Origin of the sequence: Streptomyces sp. NPDC093600 (assembly GCF_044764755.1) — a bacterium.
Lineage (GTDB): Bacteria > Actinomycetota > Actinomycetes > Streptomycetales > Streptomycetaceae > Streptomyces.
The window spans coordinates 1-16,210 of the sequence record NZ_JBIWIU010000022.1; the positions used below are offsets into that span (position 1 = coordinate 1).

Sequence of the window (16,210 nt, forward strand, 5' to 3'; positions counted from 1 at the left end):
CCGTCGAGCGCATGATGCGCGACGCCAAGATCACCCAGATCTACGAAGGCACCAACCAGGTCCAGCGCATCGTCATGGCCCGCAACCTCCCGTAACGCTCATCGACCGGACCTCGAGGCCGGAGGCGACGCCCGTCGCCCCGGTTTCCGGGGACCGGTCGCCGCGCTTCCGGGTAACGTGGCGGGGACCGGCGCGACCGTGGGGGTTCACGCGCCGGTGGGGGACGACACAGCAAACCGCGCGGGGGGCGCGCGGACGGGGCGTGGGGGGCGAGCAGCCAGTGCGCCGCGTCGAACCGTGCTCTCCACGGGACCGACGACCGCGGGTCGGATCCCGCGCGCCCGACCGCTCTCAGTGAGGCGCCACCCGATGACCGGCGAACACCGCGCTATCCGCAAGCAGACCACCCCGGCCGCCGCACTCCCCGAGGAGTGGGCGCGCACCGCCCTGACCGTGGTCATGCCCACCTACAACGAGGCGGGCAACATACCCGGCATGGCCGAGCGCCTGATGGCCCTGGAGATACCGGGGCTGCGGCTCCTCGTCGTCGACGACGCCTCGCCCGACGGCACCGGCAGGATCGCCGAGGAGCTCGCCGAGCGGTACCGCGCCGACGACGGCACGGCCCGGATGTCGGTCCTGCACCGCACCGCCAAGGAAGGCCTCGGCCGGGCCTACGCGGCCGGGATGAGCCGGGCCGTGGCGAACGGCGCCCGCTACGTCCTCCAGATGGACGCCGACGGCTCCCACCCGGCCCCCAAGATCGCCGAGATGCTCGGCGTCGCCCTCTCCACCGGCGCCGGCCTCGTCGTCGGCAGCCGCTACGTCCCCGGCGGCACCCTCTCCGACGCCTGGGGCGCCCACCGCAAGCTGCTCTCCCGCTGGGCCAACGCCTACGCGAGCACCATCCTCGGCACCCGGGTCCGCGACATCACCGGCGGCTTCAACCTCTGGAGCGCGCAGGCCCTGGGCGCCATCGACCTCGCCTCCGTCGGCAGCGCGGGCTACAGCTTCCAGGTCGAGATGAAGTACGCCGCGCTGCGCCGGGGCTTCCCGGTCATGGAGGTCCCGATCCACTTCGAGGACCGCGCGATCGGCGAGTCGAAGATGAGCCTCGCCGTCCAGCTGGAGTCCATCGCCATGCCGTGGCGGCTGCGTGCCCGCGCCGTCACCCGTGGGGACGGGCGACGGCCGTGACCACGAGCCCCGAAGCGCCCGTCCGCGCGCCCCACCGTCACCGGGACGATGTCCCGCCGACGGCTGACGGGCCGCACCCGGGCTGGTACCGGCCCGCGCCCCGGCGCCGGCCGTCCCCCTCCGACCGGCTCACCGCCGTCACACGCGGAGCCGTGCTCCTGCTGACCGGCCTGCTCACCTTCATGATCATCAGGCTGCCCTGGATCGGCGACATGGGGGTGCACGCCGCCACCGTCGAACGGCTCCGTCACGACCTGCTCCACCCGGGCAACCCGATGGTCGACTCGCCCACCGAGAGCCCGTACCACTCCCCGTGGATGGTCGTCCTCGCACTCTTCGCCAAGGCGACCGACCTCGGCACCTTCGACGTCCTGCGGTGCGCCGCCGTCGTCGGCCTGGTGCTGCTGTTCACCGGCGTACGGCACTTCACGCGCACGCTCAGCGCCCACCCGGCGGCCCCGTCGCTAGCCATCCTGTGCCTGCTCTTCCTGTGGGGCACGGAGACCTACGTGTGGAGCGGCTTCCTCGGTCTGGTCCCGCTCTCGCTGAACATCGCCTATCCCAGCACCTTCACCCTCGGCCTCGGCCTGCACTTCCTGGCGCTGCTCACCGCCGCGCTCCGACGCGGTACGGCGAGCGGCTGGTGGACGTACACGGGTCTGGGCCTGCTGTGGGCGCTGCTCCTGCTGTGCCACCAGTTCTCCGGCATCATCCTCACGTTCGGAGCGCTCGGCGTCCTCGTGGCGGCCCGCCCCTGGCCGGCCCGGGCGGTCTGGCTCCGGCTGGGCGCCGGGCTCGCCGCCGGGACGGTGCTGCTGGCCCTGTGGCCGTACTACTCCTTCTTCTCGCTCTTCGGAGCGGACGGGCTGGAGCAGATCCACATGACCCTCTACCACCGCAAGCTCGTACGGTTCACGTTCGTGCCCCTGGGAGTGCTCGCGCTCGCGGTGCGCTTCCGCCGCGACCGGCGGGACCCGCTCGTCGTCTGGTTCCTGCTCGGGCTCGCCACCGTGGTGGCGGGCGCCGTGCTGGACAAGTGGTCGCTGGGGCGCGCCGAGCCCGCCGTGGTGATGCCGGCCCAGATCGCCGCCGCCCTCGCCGCCGTGGAGGGCGGGCGGAGGCTCTTCAGGGCGGCGTACGCCACCCTCCTCTCCGGCGCGCTGGTCCTCGGCGCCTGGGCGCAGAACGACGCCCTCGGCTTCGTCCTGCGCGACGAGGCGCTGCCGAGGGCGGTGACCGCGGAGGGCTGGACGGTGCGGCCGACGTACGAGTGGACGACGCGGTACGCCCGGTACGGCGAGGTCTTCATGACCGACTGGAAGACGGCCCAGAAACTCCCCGGCTACGGCTTCTACACGGTCGTGGCCGGCTACCCCGACTTCTTCCTGCCCGACGAGGAGCGGCGCCTGGCCGACACCGAGCGCTACTTCGCCGCCGGGACCCCGCGCGACGAGCGGATCGCCATCCTGCGCAGGTACCACGTCACCTGGATCCTGACCGGGCGCGGCGACCACGGCCTGTCCGGCCGGGACCCGGCGCTGCGGAAGGTGGCGACGGGCCCGAGCGGTCAGCTGCTCTACCGGTTCGTGGGCTGACCGCCCGGCCCGTGCCGCCGGGTCAGCGGTCCGAGGTGACCGTGACCGGCTCGTCGTTCTGGATCTGTCCCACCAGCTGCTTCACCTTCGGCATGTCCCACTTCAGGGAGCCCTGCGGCGCCCCGCCCGAGATCGGGATGTTCATGGACTTGCCGGTGCCGCCGCTGATGCCCTTCATGGCGAAGAACATCTTGCCGAGGTCGTACAGCGACATGTCCTTGTCCACGATCAGCGTGTCCATGCCCGCGCCCAGCGTCGGGTAGAGCGTGAACGGGTTGAGGATCGTGCCCGGCGTCGCCGCCTGGTTGGCCAGGGCGGACAGGAACTTCTGCTGGTTCTTCGTCCGGGCCAGGTCCGACTCGGCGAAGGCGTAGCGCGTCCGGACGAAGGCGAGGGCCTGCTCGCCGTTGAGGGTCTGCTCACCGGCCTGGAAGTCGGCGCCCGACTTCTTGTCCTTGAAGCCCTTCTCGATGTTCATCTCGACACCGCCGAGCGCGTCCACGATGTTGGCGAAGCCGGCGAAGCCGATCTCCGCGTAGTGGTCGATCCGCAGCCCGGTGTTGTACTCGACCGTACGGACGAGCAGCTCCGGCCCGTCCATCGCGTAGGCGGCGTTCAGCTTCGCCCCGCCGCGGGCCGCGAACTTCTTCCCCGACTCGGAGCCGACGAAGGAGGGGATCGTCACCCAGGAGTCCCGGGGCAGGGAGATCATCGTGTTCCCGCTGCCGCAGGCGGCGAGGATCATCATCGAGTCGGTCCGCTTGCCCTCGGCCGAGCCGGTGTGGAGCTTCTTCTTCTCCTCGGCCGACATGCCCTCGCGGCTGTCGGAGCCGACGATCAGATAGGTCGTGCAGTCGCCCTCGGCCGGCCGCTCGATGACCTTGGCGAGATCGACCTCGTTGCGCATCTGCGAGCTGGCCCAGGCGTACGTTCCTATGCTCCAGGCGAGCACGGCCACCAGCAGCACGACCGAGCCGACCTTGATCCGGCGTCGCCAGTCGGGCGCGGGGCTCGACGGCCGGGGGTCGTACTGCGGGGGAACGGTGCCCCGCCCGCCACCCTGGGGAGCGCCGTAGACCTGACCGGTGTTGTACCCGGAGTCGTAGCCCGGCTGCTGCCCGTAACCCTGTCCGTACTGCGGGTCGTACTGCGGCGGCTGCTGGGGGACCTGCGGACGCTGCACATGGCGCATCGCGCGAGCCCCCTCGGGCTGCGCGTTCGCGCTGCCACGGCCGTAGCCGCCGTCGTCGGTCCGCCCATGGGGCCAGTCATTCATGCGGACCAGTGTGCCGTCCGGCCTCGGGGCGCCGACAGGGTGGGTGGAGGATCGGGTCGGCGCTGTTGCCAAGCTGATGCAAAGCGGACGGGACGGGGACGCGGCCGGGACCCGGCATAAGGTGGAGGGCATGACAGATCAGGGCGATATCCCGGGCAAGCCCACCTCGGCGTCCCGCACCACTCTCAGCCACATCATGACGAGCCACGACACCAACCTCCTCGGTACGGTGCACGGCGGCGTGATCATGAAGCTGGTGGACGACGCGGCGGGCGCCGTCGCCGGCCGGCACTCGGGCGGGCCGGCCGTCACCGCCTCCATGGACGAGATGGCGTTCCTGGAGCCGGTACGGGTCGGCGACCTGGTCCATGTGAAGGCCCAGGTCAACTGGACCGGCCGGTCCTCCATGGAGGTCGGCGTCCGGGTCCTGGCCGAGCGCTGGAACGAGTCCACGCCCGCCCAGCAGGTCGGCTCCGCCTATCTGGTCTTCGCGGCGGTCGACGCCGACGGCAAGCCGCGCCCGGTGCCGCCCGTGCTCCCCGAGACGGAGCGGGACAAGCGCCGCTACCAGGAGGCCCAGATCCGCCGCACCCACCGCCTGGCCCGCCGCCGCGCCATCATGGACCTGCGCGAGCGCCGCGCGGCCGAGGGCTACGAGGACTGAGCTGACGACCGCCCCTTGGCCGTCGGGCAGGACCTACGCGCACCCCACCCGGTCGCCCGTGACCGCCTCGAAGGGCCCCGGCGTCCGCTCCACCCGGACCGCCGTCACGCCCTTGTAGTCCCGGCCCGCCGTCACCCGCATCGTTCCGCCGAGACCCTTCACCGCCCGCAGCTCCGCCCCCGGCAGCGCCGCCGCCAGCGACTTCGCCGAGCGGTCCCAGCCGGGGTCGTACTCCACGAGCGTGCGCGCGCGCTCCGGGCCCGCGGCGGTGCGCGGGGCCCGCGTGGTGTCGAAGCCCGTGGCGTGCAGCGCGTCGTCCAGCTTCCGGCCGAGACCGTTCGTGCGGGTCCCGTTGTACACCTGTACCCGGACCTCCTTCGGGGCCACCTCCACGGCCACCGCCTTCGGGCCCTTGGCCGCCGGCGGCCGGTGCCCGGCCAGCGGCCGGTCCTCGCGCAGGGACTGGAAGAGCTTCTGCGCCTCGGCCGCGTCCCACTTCACCGTCGTGCCGATCCCCTTCACGGGGAAGCTCATGTCCCCGAGGGGCACCGACACGAACTCCGACGACGCGGGGGTGAAGCCCCGCATCGCCTTGGCGAGGCCCAGCAGCTGATCCGTACCGAAGTCGCGGTCGGCCCGGACCGAGCTCAGCATGGTCGTGGCGACCTGGCGGAACCTCACCGGGTTGAGCAGCACCCCGCCGCTCGCCATCCGGTCGATCAGCGCGGCGAGGAAGCGCTGCTGGCGCTGCATCCGCCCGATGTCCGCCGCCCCGTCGACATGGCGCGAGCGCACGTACTGCAGGGCCTGCCCACCGGTCAGCTCATGCGTCCCGGCCGGCAGGTCGAGCCCGGTGTACGTGTCCTTCATCGGCCGGGCCGTACAGATGCGCACCCCGCCCACCGCGTCGACCGTGCGCATGAAGCTGGTGAAGTCGACCTCCAGATAGTGGTCGATCTTGACGCCCGTCATGTTCTCCACGGTCCGCACCGTCAGCGCCGGGCCGCCCTCCGCGTACGCGGCGTTCAGCTTCACCGGGTGGGCCTGGTGGAGCTTGCCGGTGGTCGTGTCGATGTGCTCGGGCATCTCGGCGTACGAGTCGCGCGGCAGGCTCACCACGCTCGCCCGCTCCCGGTCCTCGGAGATGTGCACCAGCATCACGGTGTCGGTGCAGTGACACGGCTCACCGCCGAGGCGGTACGCCTGCCGCTCCTCCTCGGTGATCCTGTCCCGCCCGTCCGTCCCGACGACCAGCACGTTCATCCCGTGCCCGGCCTGGGGCCGGTTCTTCATGTCCTTGAACGGGTCGACCCGGTCGATACCGGTGTCCAGGCTGGTGACCACCGCGTGGCCGATCCCGCCCGCCCCCAGGACCAGCACGGACAGCGCCGTCGCCATCCGCATCCCCCACCGTGGCCGCGCGGCCCGTCTGACCCGCCGCGCCGGTACGGGACGGGCGGCGGCCGGACGAGGACGGGGCGTGCGGGGCGGTGTGGGCACCGGGGGACACCTCCGCGGGTGTGACAGGGGGAACCGTGAGCACCGTAGGCCCATACGATCAGCGCCAGCACCCACCCTCCCCCGCGGCGCGCGTTCGTGTCCCCCATTCGCGGTAACGTGACCCGCGATGAACGCCATGCCTCCCGCCCCGCCTCCGGTCTCCGTGATCATGCCGGTCCTCAACGAGGAGCGGCATCTGCGCGACTCGGTCCGTCACATCCTCGCGCAGGAGTACGACGGCGAGATGGAGGTGGTGATCGCGCTCGGACCGTCCACGGACCGCACCGACGAGATCGCCGCCGAGCTCGTACGGGAAGACCCCCGCGTCCACACGGTGCCGAACCCCACCGGCCGCACGCCCGCCGCGCTCAACGCGGCGATCAAGGCGTCGCGCCACCCGATCGTGGTGCGGGTCGACGGTCACGGCCTGCTCTCGCCGAACTACATCGCGACCGCCGTGCGTCTCCTGGAGGAGACCGGCGCGCAGAACGTCGGCGGCATCATGCACGCCGAGGGCGAGAACGCCTGGGAGGACGCGGTCGCCGCGGCGATGACCTCGAAGATCGGCGTCGGGAACGCGGCCTTCCACACCGGCGGCGAGGCGGGCCCGGCCGAAACCGTGTATCTGGGTGTCTTCCGCCGGGAGGCCCTGGAGCGGCAGGGCGGCTACAACGTGGAGTTCATCCGCGCCCAGGACTGGGAGCTCAACTTCCGCATCCGCGAGGCCGGCGGACTGATCTGGTTCTCGCCCGAGCTGCGCGTCCGGTACCGGCCGCGGCCGAGCGTGCGCGCGCTGGCCAAGCAGTACAAGGACTACGGCCGCTGGCGCCATGTGGTGGCCCGCTACCACCAGGGCTCCATCAACCTCCGCTATCTCGCCCCGCCGACCGCCGTCTGCGCGATCGCGGCCGGAGTGCTGGTGGGCGCGACGCTCACCCCGCTCGGCTTCGTGATCCCGGCCGGCTACCTCGCCGCGATCACGGCCGGCTCGATCCCGGCGGGCAAGGGGCTCCCGCTGAAGGCCCGGCTCCAGATCCCGGTGGCGCTCGCGACGATGCACATGTCGTGGGGGTACGGCTTCCTGACCAGCCCGCGCGCGCTGGCGAAGAAGGTCATCGCCAGCCGTCGCCCGGCGGTCACGGACGAGAAGGTCTGACCGCCGCTCCCGTACCGATCGCGGACGAGACGACGGCGAAGGGCCGGGACCCCCGAGGGGTCCCGGCCCTTTCGCGACCGCCGGCGACGAAGCGCCGGGTCAGCTCTTCCCGTCCCAGCGGTAGACGCTGTAGACGTCCATGCAGCCCTTCTGGTCGGCCGTCTTGACGTCCGCGCCCTCCGGGAGGTCTCCCGCCTCCGTCTTCGGCTTCTCGTAGGTGGTGCCCTGGCGCCAGTCGGCGCCGATCACCAGGGTGAGGGTCTCCGCCTCGGCGTCCGCGCGGACCGCCGAAGCGGGCAGACCGAGCGCCTGGGCCACCGACAGGGCGTCCGCCCTGCCCTGTTCGCCGCCCGCCTTCGGGTACTTGACCACCGTGTCCTTGCGCGGCTCGGTGGTCTGGGCGGCCTCCGCCCGCGTGAAGCCCTTGTCCGCCAGGGCCTCGGCCATGGAGCCGGCCCGGCCGTCCACGGACATCTGGCCGCTGCCGCTGGTGCCGTTGACCACCGTGACGTCGAGGGTGCCGGGCGCGCCGGCGGCCGGGCCCTTCGGCTTCCCGGACGCGGAGGCGGTCGGCTTGGCGCCGGCCGGATCGCCGTTCTTGTCGAAGGCGACGTCCTCGCGGAGCATCGACCACATCTTGTCGGCGGCCTGCTCGACCATGACGAGCTTGTTCTGGTCCTGCGACCACGCGGCCGTGGGGACCGTCGCCGTCGTCAGGCGGTCCAGCTTCACGTTCTTGAGCTGCATCGACAGGTCGAAGAGCTTCGCCACCGTACCGATCTCGTCCGACACCTGGAGCGCCTTGGTGGCCGTCTCGGCGAGGCCCATCAACCGTCCGGTGTCGGTCCAGGCGTTCTGCTCCTGGAGCTTCTTGACCATCCCGTTCATGTACATGTGCTGGGCTTTGGCCCGGTTCTGGTCGCTGCCGAACGCGTGCCGGGTACGCAGCCACTGCAGCGCCTGCTTGCCCTTCACCTCGGTGGTGCCCTCGGGCAGCTTCAGACCGGAGCCGCCCTTCTGCTGCCTGGTCGACCGGTCGTGGACGCCGGTCTTCACACAGACCGGCACACCGCCGACCTCGTCGGCCATCGCCACCACACCCGCGAAGTCGATCATCATCCAGTGGTCGATGTAGACCCCGGTGATCTTCTCCCAGGTGGTGAGGGTGCAGCCGGGACCGCCGCGGCCGAGCGTCTCGTTGATCGGCCTGTTGGTGGTGGCGGGGAAGGTCTCGTCCGTCTGCGGGTCCTTGCACTCCGGGATCGGGACGATCGTGTCCCGGGGGATGGAGACCACCGAGGCGTTCTTCCGGTCCGCCGAGACGTGCAGGAGCATCTGCACGTCCGCCAGCGGCTTCTGCTGCATCAGGTCCTTGCCGCCGCCGAGTGCGACGTTCTTCGGGTCGCTCCGGCTGTCGGAGCCGATGAGAAGGATGTTGAGCGGGGTGTCGCCCAGCGCGTTCGGCGGGGCCTTCTTCACACCGCTCTCGCCGCCGCTGCGACCGCCGCTGCGGATGTTGCCGTTGAGGTGCTGGTAGTACAGGTATCCGGCGCCGGCCGTGCCCAGTATCAGCAGCGACAGCGTCACGGCGACCCAGCGGAATATCCGGCGCTTGCCGTTCTTCTTGGCACGCCTGCGCGAGCCTCCGCGCCGGCGGCTCGTACGGCCGTCACCGCCGCCCCTGCCGCCCGCGCCACCGTCGCCCGGCCTGCTGCCCGCACCACGACGGGCCCCCCGGCCCGTGGTGCGGGTGCCGACAGCGGCCCCGTCGCCCTCGTCGTCGTACAGGCTGTCGTCCCAGCCCGAGTCGCGGGCGTGCGGAACGCTTCTCCGCGTCCCCTCCCCGCGCACGCTGCTCTGTCCCACCCCAGGGTCCCCCTTGTTGCTCAGGAGCGTCCCGCGACCCGGTGTTTCCGGATCACTGGGCGCACACCTGCTTGTCGGCTTCCACCTTCTCGACGTCCGGCGCCTTCACCGGACCGGTGATGGGCACCCCCGCGCCCTTGAAATCCCCGCCGAGGACGAGCGTCATGGGCTCGCGCTCCCCGGCCTCCTGCGTGCCCGGCTTCAGCGCCGTGGCGGGCAGGCCCATCATGTCCGCGAGCTTGCGGGCCTGGTCCGCCTGGTTCGGTCCGTACGTGAGCGTCGTCTTCGCCGCCTTCTCGGGGGCGTTGGCCTTGTTCGTGGAACGCGTGACGCCCTGCGTGGTCTGCAGCCAGTTGAGCGTCTTCTGGGCCGCGCCCTGGATGCCGCTGCCGTTGTAGACGTCGACGCGCACGTCGATCGCCTCCGCGCGCGGGCCCTGGAGCAGCTTCGCCTGGGCCTCGTTCTGCGCGTTCTTGGCGTCCTGCTGCTTCTTCTTCACCTCGGTGAAGGAGATGTCGTTCTGCACCATGCTGAACACCTGCGGCGCCTTGACCGGGTCCAGGACGACGGTCGCCCTCCTGTTGGGCGGCTCGTCGGGGTTGTCGACCACCGGAACGGTCATGAAGCTGATGTTCTTCAGGTCGACCTTCCCCAGCTCCTTGGCCAGGGCGGTCAGCTTCATGGCGCTGCCTATGCCCTTGTCGACGGTGAGGGCCTTCGTCGCCGCGTCCGCGACCGAGAACAGCCTCGTCGGACTGTCGAGGGTGTCCTCCTTCAGCTGCCGGATCATGGAGGCGAGGAACTGCTGCTGCATCTTGATCCGGTCCAGGTCGCTCTCGTTGCCGAGACCGTGCCGGTTGCGGAGGAACGCGAGCGCGTCCTCACCCTCCAGCCTGTGCTCCCCGGCCGGGAGGTTGAGCTTGGAGTACTTCTTGTCGTGGATGGGCTTCTTCAGACAGACCTTCACGCCGCCGACCGCGGCCGACAGGGTCTTCACGGCGTTGAAGTCGACCATCATGAAGTGGTTGATCTCCAGCCCGCCCGTGAGCTCCTTGACGGTGCGCATCGTGCAGCCCGGGTCGCGGCCGTCCACGCCGAACGACTCGTTGAACTTCTGCGTCCCGACCGAGCCGGGGATGACCTTGGTCGAACCGTCGGCCTGCTTCGTCGGGCAGTCCGGGATCCTGATCTTGAGGTCCCGGGGGATGCTCAGGGCCGTCGCGTTGGTCCGGTCCTCCGAGACGTGGAAGAGGAACGTCGTGTCAGCGTGACCGGTGACGTTGTCCTTGTTGCCGTAGCTCTCGTTGCCCTCGCCGGTGCGTACGTCGTTGCCGATGATCAGGATGTTGAGCGGCCCGTCCATCGCCTGGTCGCCGGCGGCGTCCCCGACGTCGACCGTGTTCAGGTTGCCGTCGAAGTGGTTGTACAGCGCGTACGCGGCCGTGGCACCCGCGACCAGCACGACGGCCATCGTGCCGCCGGTCCACATCAGGGCCTTCTTCTTCTTGGTCTTGCCCGGCTTGCGCTTGCGGCGGCCGGGGGGCGGCGGCCCGCCGGCCGGCTCCGCCGCACGGCGACGGCGCTGCCCCGGTACGGGCGCCTCGGTGGCCGTCCGGGAGCGTTCCGCGCCACGGCCGGGCCCGGCGGTCCGGGAAGCCCCCGCGGATCTGGGGGCGGGGGTGGTGGTGCCGCGCGGCTGCGAGGGGAGCGTCGACTGCCCAGCGGAGTGGTCCAGTCGCAGTTCGTAGTTGCCGGTCTGCGGGTTGAGCACCCACTGGTCGGCGGGGTCGATCTCGTCCGCCCGTCCACGGCTGTGCGCGTCCACGGTTACTTGAATCCTCCGTCGGTGCCACGCGAGGCGCCTCCCCCGTCGGGCGCTCGGTCCTTCGATCCGTGCGTGCGCGACCATGTGGTCGGGTGCACCGGATCGCGTCACACTATCCGCCCAGTTCAGCGTGGGGCGACGTCCGTGACAAATTCCACGCCCCTTACAACCGGGCAATTTGCCCAAACCTCATCCAGCACAGCCCTCCCCTTGGACATCGCTTTACCCAGCCCCCTCGGGGCAGGCCCTCTGCGCCGCGTTGCGCCCGGTGAAGGTCGGTGTCGGAGCGGGGGTCGGCGAACCCGCCTCGTCCGGCTTTCCGTTGCCGTCCGTGTCCGGCTGCCCACTCGTGTCGCCCCCCGGCGCCACCATGACCGGTTTGTCCTCGCGAAGTCGGGCGAAGAGTTGCCTCGCCTTCGGTTGGACGAGTTCGTCCCGGTTCACGTTGTACGCGTACGGTCGGCGCGGGACCGTGAGGAACTGCACTTTCTCGGTGGGGATGCTCCGCATCGAGCGCGCCAGGTTGTACAGGTCCCGCAGCGAGTCGAGGCCCGGGTCGGTCGTGATCGATTTGGTGGCCGCGTCCAGGACCGGGTAGAGCCGGGTCGGATTGAGCAGCACTCCGTTGCTCTGCACCTTGCTGACCAGGGCGCCCAGGAACTGCTGCTGCCGGTCCATGCGTTCGGTGTCACTGCCGTTGCCGAGGGACTTGCGGGCCCGTACGAAACCCAGCGCCTGCTCGCCGTGGAGCGTCCGGAGCCCCGCCGGCAGCTTCAGCCGGGCGTCGGAGTCGTCGATCGGCTCCCGGAGGCAGACCTCGACCCCGTCGACGGCGTCGACCATCTTCTTGAAGCCGCGGAAGTCGATCACCATGTGGTGGTCGACCCGGATGCCCGTCAGCCGCTCGACGGTACGGATGGTGCACGCCGTCCCGCCGACCTCGAAGGCCGTGTTGAACTGGGCGAACCGCGCACTGCTCCGTGTTCCGTCCGCGGTGCGGCACCTCGGGATGTCCACCATCAGGTCGCGCGGGATGGAGACGGCCGTGGCGCTCGACCGGCCCGCCGAGATGTGCAGCAGGATCGTGGTGTCGGAGCGCTGGGTGCCCTTGTCCCGGCCGTACTCGGCGTTCCCCGCGCCGGCCCGGGTGTCGGAGCCGATCAGCAGGATGTTCCGGGCGGCCGACACGACGGGTGCGGGCCGCTCCTTCTCGTACCGGAGCAGTTCGGCGGCGGCGGTGGTGTCCGTGGTGATGTTTCCGTCGAGCTTGCGGTAGAACCACCAGCCCGCCGCGGCCCCGGTGAGCAGGACGACCGAGACCCCGAGCGCCGTCCAGCGCAGCCAGCGCCGCCCGCCCTCGGCGGCCCCGTCGGAGGCCGCCCCTCCGGAGCCGCCCGTCCCACCCGTACCCATGGTCCCGGTGCCTCCGACGGTGCCGGCCGAGCCGGGCGTGCTGGGCGTCTCGTCCTCGGCCGGGTCGACCGGTTCGGCGGGCGTGCCAGCACTGTCCGTCACGTCTGAGTCCGTCCTTCATGGGGTCGGCGGCGCCCGGGCCGCCGGTCGCAGAGGTAGACGGCCGAACCAGACGCTTGGTTGTGCGGAAGGGGGGTGCGTACCCGCCGATCATGTACCGGAGTTGACGCGCGGACCCGGGGACTCGGCGAGTCGCTGCGCCGTACGGGTGGATCTCCGGCGGGTTGTCACACCGCGGTCGCGGTGACCCGCTCGCTCTCCACCCGCTTGTCGAGCGCCTCCGGCGCCAGCCGGTCCAGGTTCCGGCACAGCACCACCGAGGCGCCGGCCGCCAGCGGCGCGTACAGACCGGCGGACACCCCTTCCCAGGTGTCGTACGGACGCGCCGACAGCAGCCGCGACCCGGCAGCCAGCCCGAGCGCCTCGGCATCCGCGCGGGCCCGCTCGACGAGCTGGGCGCCCGTCAGTTCCGTACCGCCGACCACGAGAGCGGGAGCGTCCGCGTCGACCGGGACGAACGGGGCGAACCGGTCGCCCTGGCTCGGCACCTCCACCGCGTAGTCCGCGTACCCGGCGGGCGGCGTCGGGAAGCGGCGGCCCAGCGGGGCCAGCGAGAGCGCGATCCGGTCCCCGGAGCAGGCCAGCCCCGCGTCCAGCGTGTCGGGACCCGCGACGACGACGTCGGCGCCGGCCGGATCGCCGCCGAGCTCGGCGGTCACGCCGACGGACGAGCAGGCGAGCAGCCAGACCGCCGTCTGCCAGTGCGCGGGCAGCAACAGCGCGAGCCGGTCGCCGGGCGAGGCGGACAGCTCGCCCTGGAGCAGATTGGCGGTCTTGGCCACCCAATTGGCGAAGGTGGCGACGGACAATTCCACGCGCTCACCGGTGGCGTCGTCGTAGAAAGTGACCAAGGGGCGGGAGGGGTCCGCGGCGAGGGCGGATCGCAGCAGGTCGGCGGGGGTTCGGTCGCTGGCGTTCACGCGGGCAAGCGTACGCGGGGAGGTGCGCGGGGACCCGCCGTACCGGTGACACCGTCCACCGGTCGGCCCGATGCTCCGTCAGCCTCCCGGCCCTTCCCGCCGAGCGGAACGGCCGCCGGATACGGACCATCGCTTCATGCGTGCCTACCTTGCTTCCTCGGTCGCCGTCACGTGTGCGGCGGCGCTCTCCCTGCCGTTGTCCCTCGCGACCCCGGCGGTGCCGCTCCCACCCGGCACGCCCGCCGTGCCCGCCGCCGCCGGACCAGCCGGCGAGGGGAGCCTCGCCGGATCCACCCAGTCCCTGCGCCTCGGTCCCCTGGGGAGCGGTGAACGCGCCGCCGGCGGCGCCCGCTCCGAACAAGGACTGACCCGACGCGACGTCAGACCGTTCTCGCTCGTCGGGGTGGTGTGGGACGACCCCACCGCCCGGCTCCACGGCACCGTCCAGGTCCGCACCCGGGCCGCCGGGACCGGCATCTGGTCGGAGTGGCAGGACGTGGAGACCCACAACGACGAGCACGGGGCCGACCCCGGGACGGATGAAGGCGGCTCCGGCGCCCTGCGAGGGGCCACCGCCCCGCTCTGGGTCGGCGCCTCGGACGGTGTCGAGATCCGCGTACGGGCGGACGGCGAGAGCGGGCAGCCGCTGCCCGCCGGGCTGCGCCTGGAGCTGATCGACCCCGGCCCGGAGCCGCCCCCCACCGCCGAGGAGGAAGTCCCCACGGCCCCGGTGGAGCGGGTGTCCCTGGCTCCACTCGCGCTGACGGCTGCCAGGCCGGCGGCGGCCGCCGGGAAGCCGTACGTCGGACCCCGCCCGAAGATCATCACCCGGAAGGGCTGGGGCGCCGACGAGAAGATGCGCGAGAAGGGCTTCGTCTACACCAAGGCGGTCAAGGCGGCCTTCATCCACCACAGCGCCACCGGCAACAACTACACCTGCAAGCAGGCGCCCTCGGTCCTCCGGGGCATCTACCGCTACCACGTCAAGAGCAGCGGCTGGCGTGACATCGGCTACAACTTCGCCGTCGACAAGTGCGGAAACATCTACGAAGGCCGCGCCGGCGGCGTGGCCAAGCCGGTCCTCGGCGCCCACACGCTCGGCTTCAACACCAACACCATGGGAGTCGCGGTCCTCGGCTCCTACAGCTCGGTGAACGCCCCCGCCGCCGCGGTGACGGCCGTGGCCCGTCTGACCGCGTGGAAACTGGGACTTCACGGAGTCAACCCGAAGGGGAAGTCGACTCTCGTCTCCGGCGGCGGGAACCGCTACAAGAAGGGCAAGAAGGTCAGCTTCAACGCCATCGCGGGCCACCGGGACGGCTTCGCGACGGAGTGCCCCGGCAAGCGCCTGTACGGCCAGCTCGGCACCGCCCGGACCGCGTCGGCGAAGTACCAGGGACGACGCTGATGACGTGACCGGTCGCGACCTCTGCATAAACTGACCGGTCATATCGCACGGACGAGCGATGTGACCGGCCCCGGACAGGAAGCAGAGACGACAGGTGACAGAAGCGATCCTCCTGGTCGGTGGCAAGGGCACACGGCTGCGCCCGCTGACGGTCAACACCCCGAAACCGATGGTCCCGGCGGCGGGGGTGCCGTTCCTGACGCACCAACTGGCCCGGGCGCGGGCCGCGGGCGTCGAGCACATCGTGCTCGCCACCTCGTATCTGGCGGAGGTCTTCGAGCCCCACTTCGGGGACGGTTCGTCGCTGGGCCTCAGCCTGGAGTACGTCACCGAGGAGGAGCCGCTCGGCACGGGCGGCGCCATCCGGAACGTCGCCTCGCGTCTGCGCTCCGGCCCGGACGACCCGGTCCTCGTCTTCAACGGCGACATCCTGACCGGCCTGGACATCCAGGCCCTGGTCGACACGCACGCCTCGTCGGGCGCCGACGTCTCGCTGCACCTCACCCGGGTCGAGGACCCCCGCGCGTTCGGCCTGGTACCGACGGACGGCGGCGGACGCGTCACCGCCTTCCTGGAGAAGCCGCAGACGCCGGAGGAGATCGTCACCGACCAGATCAACGCGGGGGCCTACGTCTTCCGCCGCTCGGTCATCGACACCATCCCGACCGGCCGCCCGGTCTCGGTCGAGCGGGAGACCTTCCCCGACCTGCTCGCCTCAGGGGCGCACCTCCAGGGCATGGTCGACTCCACGTACTGGCTCGACCTCGGCACCCCGCAGGCCTTCGTCCGCGGCTCCGCCGACCTGGTCATGGGCCGCGCCCCGTCCCCGGCCGTACCGGGCCGCTGCGGCGAACGCCTGGTCCTGCCGACGGCCCGGGTCGCCGCGGACGCGAAGGTGACGGGCGGCACGGTCGTCGGCGAGGGCGCGCGCATCGGTGAAGGCGCCCGCGTCACGGGCTCCACGCTGCTCGCGGGCGCGGTGGTCGAGCCGGGCGCGGTGATCACGGACTCCCTGATCGGCGCCGGCGCCCACATCGGCGCCCGCACGGTCCTGACCGGCGCGGTCATCGGCGACGGCGCCCACGTGGGCGCCGACAACGAACTCCGCGACGGCGTCCGCGTCTGGTGCGACGCCACCCTTCCGGCGGCCTCGGTCCGCTTCTCCTCGGACCAGTAGGGACCGGGGGGCGACGGCCCTCGGGTCGAGGGCGGGGGGCTGGGGCCGGGAGACGCCGGCGCCGGCCGGGGGCCGGGCGCGCCCCGCGGGCTC

The 16,210-nt window shown here is 71.7% G+C and carries 13 protein-coding genes; 7 read left to right on the top strand and 6 right to left on the bottom strand.

Features of this window, described 5'->3' with window-relative positions; translation table 11 throughout:
• The 3 genes from ACIRB4_RS31105 to ACIRB4_RS31115 all read left to right on the top strand — a co-directional run.
• Positions 1-95 (top strand): acyl-CoA dehydrogenase family protein (locus ACIRB4_RS31105; RefSeq protein WP_132919430.1); only part of this gene is annotated, 95 nt, incomplete at its 5' end.
• Positions 96-369: 274 nt separating this feature from the next.
• Positions 370-1,197: a polyprenol monophosphomannose synthase gene (locus tag ACIRB4_RS31110; protein ID WP_403295894.1), complete on the top strand. Its 828-nt coding sequence runs from the start codon at positions 370-372 to the stop codon at positions 1,195-1,197.
• Complete coding sequence (locus ACIRB4_RS31115) at positions 1,194-2,792, top strand: hypothetical protein (protein WP_403295896.1); 1,599 nt, start codon at positions 1,194-1,196, stop codon at positions 2,790-2,792. The genes ACIRB4_RS31110 and ACIRB4_RS31115 overlap by 4 nt, the downstream gene beginning before the upstream one ends.
• Before the next feature lie 22 nt (positions 2,793-2,814).
• Here ACIRB4_RS31115 and ACIRB4_RS31120 read toward each other — a convergent pair whose 3' ends face one another.
• Positions 2,815-4,068 carry an LCP family protein gene (locus ACIRB4_RS31120; protein WP_403295898.1) on the bottom strand — a complete coding sequence of 418 codons (1,254 nt, stop codon included), beginning with the start codon at positions 4,066-4,068 and terminating at the stop codon, positions 2,815-2,817.
• Between the two features lie 130 nt (positions 4,069-4,198).
• Here ACIRB4_RS31120 and ACIRB4_RS31125 point away from each other — a divergent pair, with 130 nt between their 5' ends.
• Positions 4,199-4,732, top strand: a complete 534-nt coding sequence (locus ACIRB4_RS31125; RefSeq protein WP_356896500.1) for an acyl-CoA thioesterase — start codon at positions 4,199-4,201, stop codon at positions 4,730-4,732.
• 33 nt (positions 4,733-4,765) lie between these two features.
• Here the strand turns inward: ACIRB4_RS31125 and ACIRB4_RS31130 are convergent, their stop codons facing one another.
• Positions 4,766-6,136, bottom strand: a complete 1,371-nt coding sequence (locus ACIRB4_RS31130) for an LCP family protein (protein ID WP_403295899.1) — start codon at positions 6,134-6,136, stop codon at positions 4,766-4,768.
• A gap of 232 nt (positions 6,137-6,368) precedes the next feature.
• On the opposite strand from ACIRB4_RS31130, the gene ACIRB4_RS31135 reads away from it, so the two are divergent.
• Entirely contained in the window at positions 6,369-7,388 is a 1,020-nt protein-coding gene (locus ACIRB4_RS31135) for a glycosyltransferase family 2 protein (protein WP_403295956.1), read from the top strand.
• Positions 7,389-7,487: 99 nt separating this feature from the next.
• On the opposite strand, the gene ACIRB4_RS31140 is transcribed toward ACIRB4_RS31135, so the two are convergent.
• The 4 genes from ACIRB4_RS31140 to ACIRB4_RS31155 all read right to left on the bottom strand — a co-directional run bounded on the left by ACIRB4_RS31140 (position 7,488) and on the right by ACIRB4_RS31155 (position 13,532).
• Positions 7,488-9,254, bottom strand: coding sequence for an LCP family protein (locus ACIRB4_RS31140; RefSeq protein WP_403295901.1), 1,767 nt, complete (start codon positions 9,252-9,254; stop codon positions 7,488-7,490).
• Between the two features lie 52 nt (positions 9,255-9,306).
• A complete protein-coding gene (locus ACIRB4_RS31145; RefSeq protein WP_403295903.1) occupies positions 9,307-11,079 on the bottom strand; it encodes an LCP family protein in 1,773 nt (590 codons plus the stop codon).
• Between the two features lie 222 nt (positions 11,080-11,301).
• Positions 11,302-12,594, bottom strand: a complete 1,293-nt coding sequence (locus ACIRB4_RS31150; RefSeq protein ID WP_403295905.1) for an LCP family protein — start codon at positions 12,592-12,594, stop codon at positions 11,302-11,304.
• A 185-nt stretch (positions 12,595-12,779) separates the two neighbouring features.
• Positions 12,780-13,532 carry a TIGR03089 family protein gene (locus ACIRB4_RS31155; protein ID WP_403295908.1) on the bottom strand — a complete coding sequence of 251 codons (753 nt, stop codon included), beginning with the start codon at positions 13,530-13,532 and terminating at the stop codon, positions 12,780-12,782.
• A 136-nt stretch (positions 13,533-13,668) separates the two neighbouring features.
• Between ACIRB4_RS31155 and ACIRB4_RS31160 the strand changes: the two genes are divergently transcribed.
• On the top strand, positions 13,669-14,940 hold the full coding sequence (locus tag ACIRB4_RS31160) for a peptidoglycan recognition protein (RefSeq protein ID WP_403295910.1): 1,272 nt from the start codon (positions 13,669-13,671) through the stop codon (positions 14,938-14,940).
• Positions 14,941-15,034: 94 nt separating this feature from the next.
• On the top strand, positions 15,035-16,117 hold the full coding sequence (locus tag ACIRB4_RS31165; RefSeq protein ID WP_403295913.1) for a sugar phosphate nucleotidyltransferase: 1,083 nt from the start codon (positions 15,035-15,037) through the stop codon (positions 16,115-16,117).
• Positions 16,118-16,210 lie beyond the last annotated feature (93 nt).